The organism is Dolichospermum sp. LEGE 00246 (assembly GCF_015207865.1).
In the GTDB taxonomy this organism is placed as follows: domain Bacteria; phylum Cyanobacteriota; class Cyanobacteriia; order Cyanobacteriales; family Nostocaceae; genus Dolichospermum; species Dolichospermum heterosporum.
This window is the reverse complement of record NZ_JADEWA010000008.1, coordinates 13,334-31,855: the sequence shown is the minus strand read 5'-3', so window position 1 is coordinate 31,855 and position 18,522 is coordinate 13,334. Positions and strand designations below refer to the sequence as shown.

19 protein-coding genes, 1 pseudogene and 1 riboswitch are annotated in these 18,522 nt (G+C 36.9%); of the genes and pseudogenes, 7 read left to right on the top strand and 13 right to left on the bottom strand.

Annotated features, from left to right (window positions below):
- Positions 1 to 29 precede the first annotated feature (29 nt).
- From IQ228_RS01270 to IQ228_RS01245, 6 genes and pseudogenes are all read right to left on the bottom strand, one after another.
- Entirely contained in the window at positions 30 to 1,241 is a 1,212-nt protein-coding gene (locus IQ228_RS01270) for an ABC transporter substrate-binding protein (RefSeq protein ID WP_193961990.1), read from the bottom strand.
- Positions 1,242 to 1,305: 64 nt separating this feature from the next.
- On the bottom strand, positions 1,306 to 2,166 hold the full coding sequence (locus tag IQ228_RS01265) for a ferredoxin (protein WP_039201923.1): 861 nt from the start codon (positions 2,164 to 2,166) through the stop codon (positions 1,306 to 1,308).
- 69 nt (positions 2,167 to 2,235) lie between these two features.
- Positions 2,236 to 4,332: a TonB-dependent siderophore receptor gene (locus IQ228_RS01260; protein ID WP_193961989.1), complete on the bottom strand. Its 2,097-nt coding sequence runs from the start codon at positions 4,330 to 4,332 to the stop codon at positions 2,236 to 2,238.
- Positions 4,333 to 4,615: 283 nt separating this feature from the next.
- Positions 4,616 to 4,762 (bottom strand): annotated as a pseudogene (locus IQ228_RS01255) (DUF1636 family protein); the annotation flags it as partial.
- A gap of 186 nt (positions 4,763 to 4,948) precedes the next feature.
- Entirely contained in the window at positions 4,949 to 5,104 is a 156-nt protein-coding gene (locus tag IQ228_RS01250) for a deoxyhypusine synthase family protein (RefSeq protein ID WP_235335118.1), read from the bottom strand.
- A gap of 148 nt (positions 5,105 to 5,252) precedes the next feature.
- On the bottom strand, positions 5,253 to 6,947 hold the full coding sequence (locus tag IQ228_RS01245) for an iron uptake porin (protein ID WP_193961988.1): 1,695 nt from the start codon (positions 6,945 to 6,947) through the stop codon (positions 5,253 to 5,255).
- A gap of 113 nt (positions 6,948 to 7,060) precedes the next feature.
- Here IQ228_RS01245 and IQ228_RS01240 point away from each other — a divergent pair, with 113 nt between their 5' ends.
- Together IQ228_RS01240 and IQ228_RS01235 are read left to right on the top strand one after the other, a co-directional pair.
- The gene (locus IQ228_RS01240; RefSeq protein ID WP_039199810.1) at positions 7,061 to 7,243 is read left to right on the top strand and encodes a hypothetical protein; all 183 of its coding nucleotides are present in this window, start codon (positions 7,061 to 7,063) and stop codon (positions 7,241 to 7,243) included.
- Between the two features lie 30 nt (positions 7,244 to 7,273).
- Entirely contained in the window at positions 7,274 to 8,086 is an 813-nt protein-coding gene (locus tag IQ228_RS01235; protein WP_039199808.1) for a DUF4135 domain-containing protein, read from the top strand.
- 189 nt (positions 8,087 to 8,275) lie between these two features.
- Here the strand turns inward: IQ228_RS01235 and IQ228_RS01230 are convergent, their stop codons facing one another.
- The 5 genes from IQ228_RS01230 to IQ228_RS01210 all read right to left on the bottom strand — a co-directional run bounded on the left by IQ228_RS01230 (position 8,276) and on the right by IQ228_RS01210 (position 11,350).
- Complete coding sequence (locus tag IQ228_RS01230) at positions 8,276 to 9,385, bottom strand: methanobactin export MATE transporter MbnM (protein WP_228043628.1); 1,110 nt, start codon at positions 9,383 to 9,385, stop codon at positions 8,276 to 8,278.
- A gap of 56 nt (positions 9,386 to 9,441) precedes the next feature.
- On the bottom strand, positions 9,442 to 10,341 hold the full coding sequence (locus tag IQ228_RS01225) for an MbnP family copper-binding protein (RefSeq protein WP_193961987.1): 900 nt from the start codon (positions 10,339 to 10,341) through the stop codon (positions 9,442 to 9,444).
- A 321-nt stretch (positions 10,342 to 10,662) separates the two neighbouring features.
- On the bottom strand, positions 10,663 to 10,902 hold the full coding sequence (locus IQ228_RS01220) for a hypothetical protein (protein WP_193897586.1): 240 nt from the start codon (positions 10,900 to 10,902) through the stop codon (positions 10,663 to 10,665).
- A gap of 44 nt (positions 10,903 to 10,946) precedes the next feature.
- Positions 10,947 to 11,093: a chlorophyll a/b-binding protein gene (locus tag IQ228_RS01215; RefSeq protein WP_039204925.1), complete on the bottom strand. Its 147-nt coding sequence runs from the start codon at positions 11,091 to 11,093 to the stop codon at positions 10,947 to 10,949.
- A 44-nt stretch (positions 11,094 to 11,137) separates the two neighbouring features.
- Complete coding sequence (locus IQ228_RS01210) at positions 11,138 to 11,350, bottom strand: chlorophyll a/b-binding protein (protein ID WP_039204924.1); 213 nt, start codon at positions 11,348 to 11,350, stop codon at positions 11,138 to 11,140.
- A gap of 440 nt (positions 11,351 to 11,790) precedes the next feature.
- Positions 11,791 to 11,931: riboswitch (cobalamin riboswitch) on the top strand.
- A gap of 17 nt (positions 11,932 to 11,948) precedes the next feature.
- Between IQ228_RS01210 and IQ228_RS01205 the strand changes: the two genes are divergently transcribed.
- Genes IQ228_RS01205 through IQ228_RS01190 form a run of 4 tightly spaced genes read left to right on the top strand, consistent with a single transcriptional unit; the run spans position 11,949 to position 14,634 of the window.
- Entirely contained in the window at positions 11,949 to 12,731 is a 783-nt protein-coding gene (locus IQ228_RS01205; protein ID WP_193961986.1) for an energy-coupling factor ABC transporter permease, read from the top strand.
- Positions 12,718 to 13,020: an energy-coupling factor ABC transporter substrate-binding protein gene (locus tag IQ228_RS01200; protein WP_039204921.1), complete on the top strand. Its 303-nt coding sequence runs from the start codon at positions 12,718 to 12,720 to the stop codon at positions 13,018 to 13,020. The genes IQ228_RS01205 and IQ228_RS01200 overlap by 14 nt, the downstream gene beginning before the upstream one ends.
- A complete protein-coding gene (gene cbiQ, locus IQ228_RS01195) occupies positions 13,017 to 13,829 on the top strand; it encodes a cobalt ECF transporter T component CbiQ (RefSeq protein WP_193961985.1) in 813 nt (270 codons plus the stop codon). Before IQ228_RS01200 ends, cbiQ begins: the two co-directional genes overlap by 4 nt.
- A complete protein-coding gene (locus IQ228_RS01190; protein ID WP_193961984.1) occupies positions 13,804 to 14,634 on the top strand; it encodes an energy-coupling factor ABC transporter ATP-binding protein in 831 nt (276 codons plus the stop codon). The genes cbiQ and IQ228_RS01190 overlap by 26 nt, the downstream gene beginning before the upstream one ends.
- A gap of 93 nt (positions 14,635 to 14,727) precedes the next feature.
- On the opposite strand, the gene feoB is transcribed toward IQ228_RS01190, so the two are convergent.
- Together feoB and IQ228_RS01180 are read right to left on the bottom strand one after the other, a co-directional pair.
- A complete protein-coding gene (gene feoB / locus IQ228_RS01185; protein WP_197705481.1) occupies positions 14,728 to 16,527 on the bottom strand; it encodes a ferrous iron transport protein B in 1,800 nt (599 codons plus the stop codon).
- Positions 16,524 to 16,769: a FeoA family protein gene (locus tag IQ228_RS01180; protein ID WP_096662871.1), complete on the bottom strand. Its 246-nt coding sequence runs from the start codon at positions 16,767 to 16,769 to the stop codon at positions 16,524 to 16,526. Before IQ228_RS01180 ends, feoB begins: the two co-directional genes overlap by 4 nt.
- A 309-nt stretch (positions 16,770 to 17,078) precedes the next feature.
- Here IQ228_RS01180 and IQ228_RS01175 point away from each other — a divergent pair, with 309 nt between their 5' ends.
- The gene (locus tag IQ228_RS01175) at positions 17,079 to 18,521 is read left to right on the top strand and encodes a cytochrome ubiquinol oxidase subunit I (protein ID WP_096662868.1); all 1,443 of its coding nucleotides are present in this window, start codon (positions 17,079 to 17,081) and stop codon (positions 18,519 to 18,521) included.
- Position 18,522: the final 1 nt, after the last annotated feature.

The following is an 18,522-nucleotide window of genomic DNA, read 5'->3' as shown; positions in this document are numbered from 1 at the left end:
ATTAATAACCTCATGCTTTTCAATTAACATTATTTATTCACTTTTTGATAGTAAAATAGGTTATAATTAGGTAATATTTCTGGATGAAATATTTTAATTAAATCAGATAAAACCACATCAGGGTTACTCATGCCACTTTGCCAGTAGTCATTACCACCATTGGGACTAAGGCGAGCATTATTATTATAGAGATTTCCTTTTTTGAAAGCATGAAAATCACCATAACGATTATCTTCAGTCACAACATCTTTTAAACTGTTCCAAGATTGTCTAAGATTCAACCAATAATCAGCATTAGCAGCCCGTTCAAAAACAGCTTCAAAAGATATAGGTAAACTACCAGAAGATTTATCCTCACTCCAAAGATAATTTGCACCTGCGTCGGCTAGATATTTAGCCACATAACTATTACCACCTGATGTATACCAAGTCCCTTTAAAATTGAAGCCTACAAACACAGTCGGACGATTTTTAACAGCTTTAGCCTTAGTAGCAATATCTGCGTATTTCTTAGCAATTGCAGCAAAGATTTTTTCCGCCTCTTCCTCCTTATTAAAAAATAAAGCAGTAAACTTTAACCATTCACTTCTCCCCAGTGGCGTATCTTCCATATATTCAGCATTTATCGCCACCTTTAACCCAGCTTCCAACAACTTAGGAAAACTATCAGTTTGTTGATTTCCAGTACCAAAAGTGGTAACTAACTCAGGATTAAGTTCTAAAACTTTCTCCACATTCACAGTAGAATTATTCCCAACAGATACCACCTTACCAGCCTTGATTCTGTCAATAAAATCTGGTGTAGTTACTTGTTTAATATCGCTAACACCGATTAACTTATCAACAACATTTAACTTAGAAAAATGTGGTAAATGAGTTGTAGAAAGAGAAATCACAGAATTTACAGGTGTAGTAAATATTTGGGATTTCTCGAACCCTGGTGGTATTGGTGTACCGCATTGAACCAAAACATATTTAAAACCTGTTTTAGCATCTTTCCAGGGATTTTTAATCGTCACGACTTTGTAGTTTTTATAATATTCAACTGCAAAACCGATAGCATGAGTAACCTTCACCTTATTGGGAAAATAATCAACATTAGAATCATACTTTTGAACACAGCCATTATTAACTGAACTAACAACCGGACTATTCTGAGAACCTTGACAAGAAACAACCAAAACAGCAACTAAAAACAACTGACATAGAAAAATAATAACCTGAGACTTCCCGAAAATCATCTTCCATATTCCTCTTTGCGCCTCTGCGCCTCTGCGTGAGAAAATTACCCCAGAAAAACACCAACTAAGGATATATATATTCAACAACCTTATTTCCCTCAACCAAATGTTCCTGTACAATTCTTTCTGCAACTTCCGGCTTAACACGACTGTACCAAGTTCTATCAGTAGAATGATAAACAACAGGACCTAACTTACAAACCTGTAAACAACCACTTGTTCTCACTTCCAAATCTAATTCTGCCTTCTCAACAGCAGCCTTTAAAGCCTCAAAAGTAGGTTGCCACTTTCGAGAAGGATAACAACGTCCAGAAGTACAAACTGCAATATAGGCACATTTGAGAGGATTTTTAGTAAAAGGAATGGGCTTTTTACCTAATACATAAATATCTCTAAGTTCCTGATAAAAATCCAACTTTTTAAAATCAGCCTTACCTTCAGGAAGCAAATTTTCATCTTCCACATAAGGATTAGGTAAAAATATCGTCATAGCCTTTTCACCAGCACCATTCCAAAATTGAATACCCCAACTTCTGGGTTCTCCTTCGGGATTTATCCTTCTATAAAATGCACCCTTATTAATCAAACGTTGTTGTCTTACTTCGATAGAAGTTTCAGCATTAGGACCACCTAAAGTTTCCTCAATACATAAATGAAAATGCCAATCTCTAGTAATAACAGTTAAATACCCATCATAGAGAACACATTTTTTAGGTGCTTCATGAAACTCCAACTCTAAAACACTACCTTGTTCCAAATGTCCCAAACCAACTTGATGCCAATTTTCCTGAAATAAAGTATAAGCTAAACAAGCAAGCACATCACCTTGACAATCAAAAAACTCATATTCAATTTGCCAATTACTCCCAGTCGCTTCAATTGTTCTTTCGTTTACTGGTGTTACCCAACAATTAAAATCAGCCATAAAACATCCTCCTTGTATTAAACTCTTGTATTACTCTCTGTGACTCTGCGGCTCTGCGTGAGAAAAATATTAAAAAGTAGAACTTAAACCAACTTGAAAACCTCTACCTCCGTCAGGAAAACCAGGAAACAACTGATAACGCTGATTAAAGAGATTTTCCAAACTACCTGTAACTACCAGTTTATCACTTAAAGGTACACGCAGTTTAAAATCAAAAGTCGTATAACCAGATAAAAATTCTGTATTTGTATTATTAGTAGGATACCCATTTAAGGAATTCATTAGTAAACCCAAATACAAACCTTGAGGATTTTCATAAGAAACCCCCATATTTAATTTATCTGCCCCAGCAAACCGCAATTCTTTGTCAATTTCCGCCGAATTAGAACTTTTTAAAATGCGTGGATCATTTGCCGTATAATTGACAAATGTATAAATGTTTTTCGCAATCTGCAAATTCAATGTAGCTTCAATTCCTGTAGTTTCCACCAAGCCGATATTTTCCCAAGTTCCTGTATTACCATTTACTGGTGGTATCAGTCGCTTAAAGGCAATTGTATCTGATACACTATTTTTGAAAAAGGTTAATCTTAGTAAACCAATATCACCAAGTTTTTGGTCAATACCAATATCATAACTATCACCTCTTTCTGGTTTAAGTTCTGGGTTGCCAATATTGCTAGGATTGACATTAAATAAGTTAGCAATGGTGGGAACTCGGAAATTTTTGATGTAATTTGCTCTTAAAGTAGTTGAATCAGAGACAGCAAATTTTGTTCCTACAGATGGAGATGTAACAGAACCATTTACTAAGCTACTAAAGTCTTGACGTAACCCTAAATTAATAGTCAAGTTGGGGATTAATGCTACTTCATATTTGCCAAATAATGCTCCTTGATTAATGTCATTATCATAATTCAATGTTTCTTTATTAGTGGAATAGCTAAAAGAAGTATTCCGAACATTGACAGTGCGATAATCAAAGCCATAAACTAAGCTTTGATTTTTAGCAAAGTTCCAACTATGTGTAGTTTGAATTCCGTAGGAAGTTTGATTAGTCTCAAAGCGACTGGGAGATGAAGATGAACCACTAGGATCAAAACGAGTATTCAAAAAATCACCATAAATTCTTGCTGTTAATAAAGAATTATCCCCACCTCCTAATTTTGAATTCCAGGTTAAATCAGTCAAAACTTGATCTGTGTATTTGCGATTTTTATCTGTAAGTGAATTAAAAAAACCTTGTCCATTGACTGGAAAAGGAATTGGCACTCCTCCCGGTGTTCCTTGTTCTTTATTTAAGTATAAAGTCGAGAAACTGAGAGTATTTCGTTTTCCTAAATCTGCTTCTAATTTGACATTGAAATTGTTATAAAGTGCATCATTATTCCTCCTTGTTCCTGAAAAATTAGCTTCAGGAATAGAAAAAGGATAATTATTTTCTGCTTGGGTACGGTTATAACCTACAACCCAAGAAATATCACCTTTTTTACCGCTATTTTGAATACTCTGTTGATTGAGTCCATAAGCACCAATATTGACTTTTGCCTCTGTGGTAATTTTCTCTGTAGGACGACGGGTAATAATATTAATTACTCCCCCAATTGCATCAGAACCATACAGAGTTGAACCTCCCCCCGGTAATACTTCAATTCTTTGAATATTATTAGTTGTAAATTCGGAAAGATCAAAACCACCACTTCCGGCATTATTAATTGGTCTACCATCAAGTAATATTAATACTTGACCAGTATTAGAACCACGAATTAATTGACCACTTAAAGCATTAACTTCTGTTCCTACTGTACCATCACCTAATATACCAGGCAGAAATTTAAGTGCTTCTCTGATAGTTCTCGCACCTTGTGCTTCCATTTCTTCACCCGTAATTACATAAATTGGCCGGGTAGAATCTTTCACTGTTCCTTCCTGACGAAAGGGTGAAAAAACAGGTTCATTTAATAGCTTCTCAATGACATTTATTTCAATATCAGCTTCTTCTGTAGCTGTTGGCGGATTTTGAGTAATTTTCTCTGCGACTGGTTCTTCCTGTTGGGGAATTTCTGCTGCTATAACTTTGTAATTCTCACACCACATTCCCAAAGTCATAGTCACACTAGACGCAACAATTTGAATTCCCAGTTTCGTAACTAAATTAGTAGACATTTTTTACCTAAACACCTGTATAACTAAAAATTTGACCAAGGTAAAAGTTGCAGTCTTTTTCGTTAACCAGCAAGGTAATTTACTCAATTACACGGTAAAAAAGACTGCGACAATAAAGAAAAAAGCCGCACTGCACTTGAATGAGAATTATAATCATTATCACACAAATGGTAAAAATTGCAATAGCGGCTTGGCATCAATTTAACTAGTCACCAACAGCAAAATACTTTTTATACTGATATCTAGTGAACAATTAACAACAGTTGACGTTTAACTTTGCCACTTATTTTAGTGCAGGTATTTTCGCTAAAATACCTTTTTTCAATGGTTCTGGGCGTTCTGACCAAGGTAGCAAACCATCCGCTTTAGCATAGTATAAACTTGCACATTCTAGTATCGCAGATGTACTATTATCTACGGGTAAATTACCAATGCTTTAGCTGAGAATTATGAGTTTGGACTTTCCAATCTAGACGAGCAAATTTATAACCAAAAAGCCAATTTCACCATAAAGAAGTTAGATTTAATGGTGACGGTGCGGTGACAGAATCGGCATGATTGAAATTGAAGAGAATACTTGAAGTAAATTGTAAGCCTTGATACTTACATTTGGGTATTATCCCAACAATTTGATTGCGTGTTTCAACTGTAGGATTAGCGCAGCCACGACTGTATCCTGAGTGAAGTTTTTCGTCACACCACCACCAATCATCACCAAGCCAGTATAGTTTGAAGCTAGTTTACACTGGGTTAACTTCCGGAAATCCCGCACAGAGTCAATGGTCAAACCGTAGATATACTCAACACGGCTTAATTATTTGATTCTCCGGGTAGGGGTTTAGCACTGCTAAACCCCTACAAATCTAGGGTTTTCGTGATTTTACAAAAGTCTATGTCTCAACCGTTTTGAGTATAACAACTTAGAACGAGAAAGTAGTCCTCACCGTACCAATGACAACATCAGGATTATTACTGGTTTGATTAGGCGCAACCAACCAAATTACACCCGGTGTAATTGAGATATTATCATTTAGTTGATATTTATAGAAAGCTTCCAAATGCAAGGGTGTAGTGCGATTAGGAATGGCACTAACTACATCACTTGCACCACCTAAAAATGGTCTATAGAAAGGAATGATACCGGAACGAGTCGCATAGGGGGGAACACCAACGACAATACCTCCTAAGTTACCGTTTTTACCCAAATCAGGAAAAGCTAGAGCGATCGCATAACTGTAAACATCTGCACTTTCATTCTCAGTTCCTGCGGATCTACCTTGTTGATTAGTATACATAAACCAACTATTGACAGCAAATTTGGGAGAAACTCGCCACAACCCCGCTACACCGTAAGCGTTAATTTCTCGTCGGGCATTATCGGAAATTAAACTCGATGAATTGGCGGAAATTGTTCCCACATCATTAAGGAAAGTCGGTGTTCCTGCGGTATAACCGTTGAGGTAAGTTAAACCAAAAGCTAAATTTCTGCTTGGTTGGATGGTTAATTGTGCTAAAGCTGAGTAGCGACCATTAAATAAACCTCCTGCTGTCGTTCCATTACTGCTATCAGGAGTTAAATTTTCTGGACTTTCGGCATTGGGAGCTAAATAACCTAAAGTTAAGTTAATCCCCGAACTCAATTCATAATTCAACCCTAAACCCGCACCTTGGGAAACAATGCGGTAGATAGGACTATATTGAGCAAAGGTGGAAAGTGAACCAGAACCCCCATCTTCATCATTAAATGTACTAAATACATTGGGTAAATAGTCTACGTGTTCTCCCCTATTGGCAAATACAGTTGCCCGTAATTTTTTACTGACTGGAAACTTATAACTAACTGTCCCTAATTCTACACTACCAGCTTGATCAGGAAACTCTTGATTAAAGGTTTGTCCACCTTCTGGTGTTGTTTGTCTACTTCCTAATGAAGCGATGAAGGGATCTGCACCATAGCGAAAACCGCCCGCCCTTTGGGGGTGTGGAGTGCTACCTGCTTGGAGTCTAATTTTTAGCTCATCTTGACCCGTAAAACTACTGACTAAGTTAAGCCGGACTCTGTTAGCGAAAATAGTGCTGTTGCGAGGTACACCCACGCCAAAAGGATCGCTATCCCCACTCAAAACATCAGTAATGGCAAAAATCGCTTCACCGGAAAGCTTGGTAGTTGTGGAAAATTGCTGACTTTCTAAAATTTCGGCGCGGTTTTCTACAGCATCCACCCGCCCGCGTAAGGTGGCTAATTCAGCGGTAAATTCCTCTTGTAGCCGTTGGATAGGAAGTAAATCTTCTTTTTGAACTAAATCAGCAGTTGATGTGGCTATTAGCTCATTAATTCTGTCTAAACAAGCATTTAAACCAGCAGCAAATTCATAACGAGTCATAGCGCGGTTTCCCCGGAATGTTCCGTTGGGATATCCTGCTACACAACCATACCGTTCTACTAAGGATTGTAAAGCACTAAAAGCCCAGTCTGTGGGTTGTACGTCAGACAATTGAGATACAGAAGTTACTTGTGCTAAATCATCATTTTCTGCTATTTCACTACCCCATGCTACTGAAGAAATCAAAACTACTGGGGTTGCTAAGACTAAACCTAAGAAAACTTTTAACATTACATCCTCACTGATACACCCTCATCTGAATCTGCTTTACACAGATAGCCAGATAATGATAATTATTATCATAGTTGAGCGATCGTGTAAACACTGAGTAAGTTTCTGAGAAAATGAAAAAAATCAACTGTCAAGATTCCCTTTGGTTTCGTGCTATGTCATTAAAGGAACGGATAGCAGTTAGTTCCGATGAGTTGGTGGATGATGTTGAGTTGGGGTTAAAAAGGCTTCAACGGTGGAAATCAGATTCTATTTGGGTAAATACAGAATTATTTGCTCAAAAACTAGCTACTTAGGGAATTAATGAAGAGCAATTTTGCCAAATTTTGGGACAAACAGTAGTAACTGTACCATTGACGTGGGTAAAAGAAATTGAGCAAGCTTACGAAAATTTAAATAATCAAGATATTGCAAAGCTGTTATCTAGTTCTAGTTTCTCTGCACATCCTTGTTTTAGATTTTTGAATGTCCTTACTCCTTTGCTTGCTAAAGGTATGATTAAATTAGAAACTGGATTAAATAATATACAAAATCTTCCTAAAAATTTAAGTAATATTCATGATATTTTATTAGAGGGATTACCAGAACAACTGCTATTAATGGTAAATACAACCTTAGTATTAGAACTGAATGTAGCCAGATTGCAAGGTTTGTTAAAGGGTGATAATGCTCAAGCAAGATTTTCTAGCTTTATACAACGGTTGAAAAATCCCGAAGTGCAATTAGCATTGTGGGAAGAATACCCGGTTTTAGCCAGACAAGTTTTAGAAACAATTAATCGCTGGGTAGAATTTGTTAACTTTAAAGAATGTCATTCAGCAGATGAATTAGAAAGATTTTATCAGCGTCAAGGTGGTTATTTAGGATTGTTGTATAGCTTAGAAGCTACAGACTTTCACTTTGAGAACTTGATTGCAGCGGGAGAATATCCCATCTTGATTGATTTAGAATCTTTATTTCATCCTCGTCATGAAATAACAACCATAGCAGCAGATACTTTAGATAGAGAGATTAGCAAATTTCAAAACTACACTAATCCATTTACTGGCATAAATTATAGTAATAATCGTGTTCCTCTGGCACGCCAGAAAAAGACTGCAACAATAAAGATAGAAAGAAGTCGCACTGCATTTATGTGAGAATAATAATCATTATCGCATAAATAGTAAAAATTGCAATAGCAGTTTGGCATCAATTCAACTAGTCACCAAGAGCAGCATACTTTTTATACTGATGCCTAAGTAGGTTGGCATTGAAAATTGTCGTTATAGCAAGATAAACGCGGATAATTTTGTACTTCATTAGACTAGGAAATGCTATATTGATAATTATTCTGTTACTTTATCTCCGTAGGGATTACTAAAAGCAGGGTTTTTAATAAACTCCTCATCAGTCAGACTCCGTAAAAATTCCAGTAAATCCTGTTTTTCACTTTCACTTAATTTAAACCCACTAATAAATTCACTTTTGAAAGGATTTGTACTACCAATTCCGGCAAGTTCCCCTGTATGAATAGTTCTGCCACCTTTTTGATAATGGTCAATTACTTCTTCTAAGGTCGCTATACTCCCATCGTGCATATAGGGAGCAGTAAGGGCAATATTCCGCAAAGTAGGAGCTTTAAAACGACCCATATCTGTTGGTTTGGAAGTTATTTCATAAACACCAGTATTATTTGCTGGATAAGCTCCTTTGCCATCAATATTATAAAGTCCAGTATTATGAAAAGCAATTTCTTGAAATGCTAATTTTTCGTGCATAACCGAATCTGTGAAATTAATTCCTCCATGACAGTGAAAACATTCTAAATCTTCGCTGTTAAATAATTTTTCACCCCGTTTTGCTGCTGGAGAAATGGCATTAGTATCACCACCAAAGCGATATTTATCATAGGGAGAATTGACAGAAATCAAGCTGCGTTGAAAAGCTGCTAAAGCCTTAGTTAAATTACTCAGGTTAATAGGATTTTTCTCATTCTTAAAAGCATCTGTAAACATCTGCCGATATTTCGCGTCATCTCGCAACATTGCTAATATTTGTTTCTCCCTTCCTACCATCCCCATTTCTACTGGATGTTCACCAAATATTGGCACTAAAGCTTGATTTTCCAACTTTGTCATTAAAGGGTTAGCCCAAGTTAATACAGGGTTATAGGCAATATTCGCAAGACTCATAGAGTTACGAGGATGTTTTTCCCCAGTTGCTCCCACTGCTACCGTTTTACCATCAGTAAAAGCCAATTTTTGCAGATGACAAGTAGCACAGGAAAATTCACCTGTAATTGATAACCGTTGCTCATAAAAAAGATGTCTTCCCAATTCCACTTTTTGGAAATTCATCGGGTTATCGGCTGGTACAATTGGTTTAGGCATCCAAGCTGGAATATTCCAGTTATATACTGAAGTTGAAGATGCAGAAATGGTTGTACTCAGTCCCATTGATAAACAGACTGAGAACAAACAAATTGTCAGCAAGGTGAACCAGCGAGATAATCTCATTCGACTCTAAAAAATTTCTGTTTAGCGGCAGGTTTACCATTAAAAGGTAGACCGAAATTAGTCATAATCACATTGCAGTCACTATCATCAGGAGATGACATACAACCAGGAGGTGTATTTTTTTGGTTAATTGTTAAATTTGTGTTTCCTATTAAGGCGGCGATATCAGCAATTACGACATTTTTATTAACATCAAACTTGGTAAAAATGACTTTTGAGGTATTCAAATTACTACAAGTTGATGGTTTTTGACTTCCCTCAATTGCTTGACAACCAGTGCTACCCAAATGAATCGGAAAACCCTGAGCTTTTTCACTTTTTTCACCATGCTTTATCTGAGAATTATGAGTTTGGGTTTTCCAATCCAAACGAGTAAATTTATAACCAAATAGCCAATTCCACCATAAAGAAGTCAGATTTAATGGTGATGATGCAGTGACAGAATCAGCATGATTAAGATTGAAGGGAACACCTAAAGTAAATTGTAACCCTTGATAATTACCTTTGGGTATTGTCCCAACAATTTGATTGCGTGTTTCGACTGTACCATTAGCACAACCACCAGATTTATTTTCAAAGTCTAAGAGAGCGACATTTTGATATTGCCATTTTCCATCCTGTGTTAAATTCACAGGTATAGATTTACCATTATTATCAATTAAGGCAAGATCAGATACATAAAAACGGAAGTCATCAGGAGTAACTTTTGTGGCTGGTTTACCTAAAGTATAGGTTTTACCGCATTCAAAAGGTTGTTTACCGACTCTTCCTTGAAAATTAATTGTTACTTCTTGGGTGTTGGTAGTTTGAGCTACAGTTTTGGTAACGCCCCAAAAATTCCCAGCCAGGATAATTCCTGCTATTGTGGTAGATGTCAATAATAATTGCGGTTTCATGCTGGTTCTATAAATAAAGGAATTTAGTTACTTTTCCAGTGAGAGGGGCTATTAACGTTGATATTATGAACTATCTATTTTGAGTTAAATAAATTACTTAGTCAAAAGACAACTTGTCAAACTTGAGTTTTGATATAGCATTTCCTAGTTTAAATGAAGTACAAAATTATCTGCGTTCATCTGCGTTCATCTGCGTTTAATTATGAATGCTTGTACCTTACTGGAATGGGAATTGCTAAATATTAAAATTAAAAGAAGTCTGTGTTCTAATAACAAAGACTCCTTAGATAATTATTCAGTTTATAACTCACCGTCAACTTCTTATCCCAAGTTATTAAAGAAAGTTGACCAAAGAGTTCCTGTTACTCCTACTGCAATTAAAACATTAGTAAAAAATCTTCCTAGTTCGGTTTCTTGTCCTAGTCCTTTATCGTCTTGTCCTGCACTGAAAAATAATGACCAGGCTTGGTTAACATTAATTGTTTCAAAGTTATTGAAATCGGGACGAAATACAACTGGGCCAATTAAGTCTTTTTTAGGGAAATCAAAATCAGTTTTCATAGTTTTCCTCTTTTAATTTTGTATTTGTTGATTAAAAAACTGATTTACAGGCTTGTCAACCATCCAATCAAGCCATTTCCTGTAATCGCTTCTACAGCTATGAGTGAGACAAAGCCAATCATGGCTAAACGTCCGTTCAGCTTTTCTGCGTATTCTGTGAAACCTACTCTTGGGGTTTGGTCTACTTTCATAGTTTTCCTTAATTAATGTTTTATTTGTTGATTCAAAAACTGATTTACAGGTTTGTTAACCATGCAATCAAGCCATTTCCAGTAATCGCTTCTACAGCTATGAGTGAGACAAAGCCAATCATGGCTAAACGTCCGTTGAGCTTTTCTGCGTATTCTGTAAAACCTACTCTTGGGGTTTCGTCTACATATACTTTGGGTTCAATCGCAAAGCTGTTGAGTTGACCGAGTTCGTTGGTGGTAAAGCCTTTAGCTGTCATGTTTTTTTCCTTTTTGTTCTCTTATGTAAATAAATATAACATTTTGTAAATATATTTTGCAAGGGGTTGACATGACAAAAAAATACGGTAAGCCGAACGAAATTTAGTACGGTATACCGTATAATCAAGTTCAGTAAAAATGCGATGAGGTCTATACTGTGGTTGCCATTCTTTTAAACCTTTCACTAGTTCAGAAAGAGTGGGTTTGATTTCTAAGATGTAACCTAATGCGTGAGGAATATTCAGTTCCCAATTAAGTAGGCTTAATTGTTAGATAGTGGAACAGGCTTCTAGCCAGCTGACGGGCAAGATGGCCATCCCACATCTTATATTTAATTGCAACCAGCCACTTACCATCATTATGCAATGCCGAAAATTGCTGTAAAAATCAAAATCACGCAGCGATCGCACCCCAATAATGTAGGTTGTATTACTAATAGTGTTATAGTTATGCAATCGGTTCTGATGGGGTGCAGCCATTGGACGTAAGGGGGAAAGTCTGGTGCGAATCCGGCACTGTCCCGCAACTGTGAGCCATAATATGGTCAGTCAGGATGCCCGCCGAAAGAAAGACGTTTATAAAATCTGCGAGGTACAGATGATATCTAGAAAAAAACCGGGGTTAGTCAGTCTAATCCTCATGGCTGTTATTAGTTTTTACTTAGTAGTTGGTTTCCCCAAACCCGCCTACGCAATGCACATTATGGAAGGGTTTTTACCGGTGCAGTGGGCTATTTTTTGGTGGGTTGTCGCATTACCATTTTTTGTTTTAGGGTTGCGGAGTCTGACTCGCATTACCCAAGCTAAACCGGAATTGAAACTTTTGTTAGGTTTGGCTGGTGCTTTTACTTTTGTCCTGTCAGCGTTAAAAATTCCCTCTGTCACAGGTAGCTGTTCTCACCCCACAGGAACAGGTTTGGGTGCGGTGTTATTTGGACCTTTGACTATGACAGTTTTGGGTAGTTTGGTATTGTTATTTCAAGCTTTGTTATTGGCACATGGCGGTTTAACTACTTTGGGTGCAAATACTTTTTCAATGGCGATCGCTGGACCATTTGCCGCCTACTGGATCTATAATCTCACAATGGGGCTGAGTGGTAAACAAAGAATCGCCATATTTTTAGCCGCCGCATTGGCAGATTTACTTACTTACATTATCACTTCAATCCAACTTGCTTTGGCTTTTCCTGCACCTGTGGGTGGATTTATCGCTTCATTGATTAAGTTCGCGGGAATTTTTGCTATTACTCAAGTACCCTTAGCAATTAGTGAAGGATTATTGACTGTTTTGGTGTGGAACTGGCTGCAATCTTATAATCCTCAAGAATTGGAACTTTTACGATTAATCAAGGGTAAAAATCAAAGTCATGAATCAATCTAAAACAACCTTAAATAACTGGTTTTTAATATTAGCCGTTTTAGCTTTAGCCGTTGCACCTTTAATATTTGTCCGCGGAGCAGAATTTAGTGGTGCAGATGGTGAAGCAGAAAAAGCTATTACAGAAATCCAACCTGAATACAAACCTTGGTTTAAATCATTTTTTGAACCAGCTAGTAGTGAAATTGAAAGCTTATTATTCGCATCGCAAGCGGCTTTAGGTGCGGGAGTAGTTGGTTATGCAATTGGTGTATATAAAGGACGTTCCCAGCAACAAAAACGTGAAGAATGAGTCTACAATTAGATACTTTAGCTTATACCAATCAACTGCGAAAATTACCACCAGAACATAAACTAATTTTTGCATTTACGACTCTGATTATTTCTCTTTGTAGTCATCCCTTAGTACAAATTTTAATGGTACTTTGGATGACTGTTTGGATAGTAATCTATGCAAGGATTCCGGCTGGTGTTTATTTGCGATTGTTAATGTTTACCATAGTTTTCTGTTTGACAAGTTTACCAGCATTAATGGTAAATGGAGTTGCAATTACTAATTTGCAAATCGTCCAATTAGATTCATGGTATGGACTGACTTTTGGGCAGTTATATATTTATGTTAGCCGTAGTGGTAGCATTCAAGCATGGGGAATTTTAACTAGAGCAATAGCTTCTACATCTTGTTTATATTTTCTCATGTTAACTGTACCTTTCATAGAAATATTACAAACTTTACGTTGGTTGAAATTTCCAGCACTTTTAACCGATTTATTATTACTAATGTATCGGTTTATTTTCATTTTGCTTAAAACAGCTAATGAATTATTAACAGCACAAAATTCTCGTGGTGGCTACCGCACTTGGTATACTAGCATGAAAAGTTTAGTATTATTAATCGGACAATTATTACAGCGAACCTTACAACAATATAGTCAGTTTTCCCTGGGATTACAAGCACGAGGTTTTGCTGGTGAATTACGATTTTGGCATCCCCGCCGCTATCATTCATCTCCACGATATACCATTGAAGCAATTTGTGGCTGTGTAGTATTAATAGGATTAGAAATTTGCCGAAATGCAGGAATATTTACTCGAATTTGAGCAAGTATATTACACCTATCCAGGTTCAGAAAGGCTACAGCAACCAGCTTTGAATGGTTTAACAATGAGGATTCCCTATGGGAAAAAATGTGCCTTAATTGGTCAAAATGGTTGTGGTAAAACCACCCTTTTCTTATTAGCCAATGGTTTATATAAACCTAATTCTGGTACTATTAGTTGGTGTGGAAAACCGTTAATTTATAATCGTCATTATTTAAGTCAAATTAGGCAAAAAGTCGGTTTAGTATTTCAAGATCCAGAACAACAATTAGTAGCTTCTACAGTTGAAGAAGATATTTCTTATGGTTTGTGTAATTTAGGTTTACCCACAGTAGAAATTAAACAGCGAGTAGAACAGGTATTAAGTGAATTTCAACTAACTAATTTAGCAGAAACACCAGTACATCATCTCAGTTTAGGACAGAAAAAACGAGTTTCTATTGCTGATATTATGGTATTACAACCGCAACTTTTAATATTAGATGAACCAACGGCATATTTAGATATTAAACATACTCGTAATCTGATGAAAACTCTCAAGGACATTCATCAACATGGTAAGACTTTATTAATAGCAACCCACGATTTAGATTTAGTCTATCGCTGGGCAGATTGGGTTTTTGTCATGGATAAAGGACAATTGATGCTAGAAGGAACACCAGAAGATGTATTTAGCCAAAAGACACTTTTGGAGGAATTAGAATTGGGTATACCATTAATATATGAAATGTTAGTTAATGGTTTATCTCCTGAAGAAGGAATAATTATAGAACGAGTCCGACAACAAATATTAGAAGATGGTTGAAAATTTAGCTAACCGTAATATATTTTTGTAGATAAATTGTAGGTTGGGTTAAGCGACATAGCAACCCAACAAAATTCCGAAAATGTTGAAAAATTAAAATCCTAAAGCCCTCGCACTTTGATAGAAAATAAAACTTGTTACCCAAGCTAAACCAACAGACCAAGCCACCGATATAACTGCAAATTTCCAACTTTTAGATTCACTTTTGAGGACGGCAACAGTTGACAAACAAGGAACATAAAGGAGAGTAAATAACATGAAACTATAAGCCTGTACCCAATCTATTTGATGGGCGATCGCACCCATTAAATCTGCCCCCTCAGACTTACCATAAATGACCGCTAAACCACCTAAAACAATTTCTTTAGCAATAAAGCCAAAAATCAGTGCCACAGCCAATTGAGGATTAATTCCAATGGGTGCTAATAATGGTTGTGTGGCTTGACCAATCATTCCTGATAATGTTTGGGAACTGGCAATTGGGACACCAAAAGGCAAATTATTTAATAACCAAATAGCCACCACACCAAAGATAATAAACCGATTTGACCACTTTAAAAAATGCCTAATTTCTCCCCAAGCACGTAACCACATTTGCTTGATGGTGGGAAAGCGATAAGGTGGTAATTCTAATACCAATGGTTCTTTATTCGGATATCTGCCTCTAAACAAAAATGCCGTCAAGATAGCTGCGACAAAACTAAATAAATACAAACTAAATAAAACTACAGGTGCAATGTGAGGAGAAAATAAAGCTGTAGTCATGAAAATAAATACATTCAGTCGCGCTGAACACAAAGAAAAGGGAATGACGAGCATGGAAAGCATTCGCAAACCAGGGGAACGCATGACTCTTGTCCCCATAATTGCGGGAACATTACAGCCAAATCCCATTAATGACATCACAAAAGAACGACCATCTAATCCCAGTCGTTCCATAAAAGCATCCATCAAAAATGCCGAGCGTGATAAATATCCGCTATCCTCAACAATAGCCATGCAGAAGAAAAATAACAAAATTACGGGGATAAAAGCCGCAACTGTTCCCATACCACCATAAATACCGTCAATTAGGAAACCTTTCAAAAACGGTGGTAAACCCCCTAATAGTGGTTCTAATGCTGCTACTTTAAACCAGTCCAGGATATTTCCCAAAAACTCTTGCATAGGTGTTCCCAAGGCATATACTACCTGGAACATCAAAAACATGGTTGCAAAAAACAGCGGTAAGCCGAAAACTGGATGTAAGAGAATTCTATCTAAGCGTGTTGTTAGGTTTTCCTGAACTTGTGCTGGAGTATAAACTGCATCTTGTAATAAACTGCTCATTTCTGAGGTGATTTTACTATCGCACGCAGAACACTGTTCTAAAGAACCTGCTGTGATTGCTTCTTCCTGTTGCTGGAGACTATGAGCGATCGCTTTTACTGCTTCATCATAACCATTACCATACTTAGCACTAATGGGCAATACTGGTATTCCCAGATGCTTGGCTATTTTATCAGGCTCAACTTTTACCCCAAATTTTGGGGCTTCATCTGCCATATTCAGTAATAATACTGCGGGAAGATGTAAATGTTTTATCTGTAAAGCTAGACTAATTTGGCGGTCAATTTGAGTAGCATTGAGAATTATTATTATTAAATGTACTGGTGTACTTTCCAGAAACCGCCGCACCACAGCCTCATCTTCCGAAAAACCCCGTAAATCGTAAATTCCCGGCAAATCTACTACCTCGGCTTCTTCCTCACCAAGTTTGATTTTTGCCATCATCAAATCTACTGTCATCCCTGGCCAGTTGCCGATACTAGCATTAGCGCCTGTAAAACGGTTAAAAAATGTGGATTTGCCAGTGTTTGGCATTCCTAAAACCGCAATCTGTTTGATAGTCATGCTTTTACACTCACATTTGTAACTTCTATTTCTCTAGCTTCCCGACAACGTAGCATCACTTCTGTTGTGCCAATGCGAACATGAAGTGGTCCAGAAAGCCATCCCCGACGTAGCATCACAACTTGTCTACCGGTGCGGAAACCCATTGCTAGAAGGCGTTGGTGTAATCCAGGTTCACTATGCAATTGGGAAATTGTGGCAATTTGACCAGGCTGTAACAAGCCGAGATGATTTTTTACCATTATTTAGAAATAATTCTCAGTTGTATTGAGAGTAATTATCAATATAATCTCATGTTTTTACAAAAATATTAAAATTATCTCAAAAGATTTATTCTGTACTGTTATATTTTAGGTTAGTTTTGATATGGGTATCTTTGCAGTTAATACCTTTGCATAGAACAAGTATAAAACGACCGATTGTCAAACCTTAAACGACCGATTGTCAAACATTTCAAAGCTTAAAACTTTTGGAAGTAATATAATGTAAACAAATATTAATGTGTATCCTGAATAGGTATTTAGCCCTTTTGCGTAACTCCCTTAAAGAGTATGGAAATTTTATCTAATACCGTCGCGTTATCACGGTTGCAATTTGCATTTACGGCGATTTTCCACATGATTTGGCCTGTTCTGACTACAGGTATGTCTATCTACTTAATTGTCGTCGAAGGACTCTGGTTAAAAACCAAAAACCCTACTTATTATCATCATGCTCGTTTTTGGTCAAAACTGTATTTACTAAACTTTGGAATTGGTGTTGCATCAGGTTTACCAATGGGTTTTCAGTTTGGGACTAACTGGGCCCCACTATCAGAAGCGGTAGGAGATTTCTTAGGTAGTATTCTGGGATTTGAAGGCTCAATGGCATTTATGTTAGAGGCTTCTTTTTTAGGAATTATGATGTTTGGTTGGGAGCGAGTTCCTCCCGTAATTCACTATTTAGCGACTATTCTTGTGGCTTTTGGTGCGAATCTTTCCACATTCTGGATTTTAGTTGCTAATTCATGGTTTCAAACTCCTAGTGGTGGACAAATGGTGAATGGTAAGTTTATTGTTGATGACTATTTTCAAGCAATTTTAAATCCTTTCATGGTGAATAGTGTTCTCCATATGTTCTTGGCAACGTTGGAGACTTCTTTATTTGTCATTGGGGGAATTAGTGCTTGGTATATTCTCAATAATCGCTATCAAGAATTTTTTAGCAAATCATTTAAAATAGTTTTAGCAATATCTATTTTTGTCGCTCCTGTACAAGTATTAATTGGTCATGCTAGTGGTGATCAAGTTTATCACTATCAACCAACTAAATTAGCAGCAATAGAAGCCCAATGGGAAACAATTCCCGCTGGAGAATCTGCAAATTGGAGTATATTAGCATCTCCTAATGGCAAAGCGGAAAAAAATGATTGGGAAATTTCTATTCCTAATGGTTTAAGTTACATTTTAGAACTCAAACCTAAACTTTCTGATCCTGTTTTGGGACTCAAAGAATGGAAACCAGAAAACCGTCCACCAATGATTCCTTTAATTTTCTATTCTTTCCGAATCATGGCGGGAATCGGATTTTTCTTAGTCGGATTAATGCTGTGGAGTATCCTTCAATGGCTTAGAGGTAAACTGAATGCCAATAATATCAATCAGCAAAAATGGTTGTTACGGGCTTGGATTTTAGCTGCACCTTTAGGCTATCTAGCAATTGAATCAGGCTGGATTGTGCGCTGTGTAGGAAGACAACCTTGGACAGTATATGGGCAAATTCGTACTACTGATGCAGCTTCTCATTTAGAACCAAGTGAAGTGTTATTTTCACTCTCAGTTATTGCCCTTCTTTACAGCGTTTTGTTTGTCTCAGCCATGTTTTTTGGTAGCCGCATTATTCGCAAAGGACCAGATTTAACTTTACCAATACCTGGAGGTGAGATCAAAACAGTAATTGCTACTGAATCTGTGAGTCATATTCCCGATAGTCGTCCTCTGGAAACGCCACAATAGG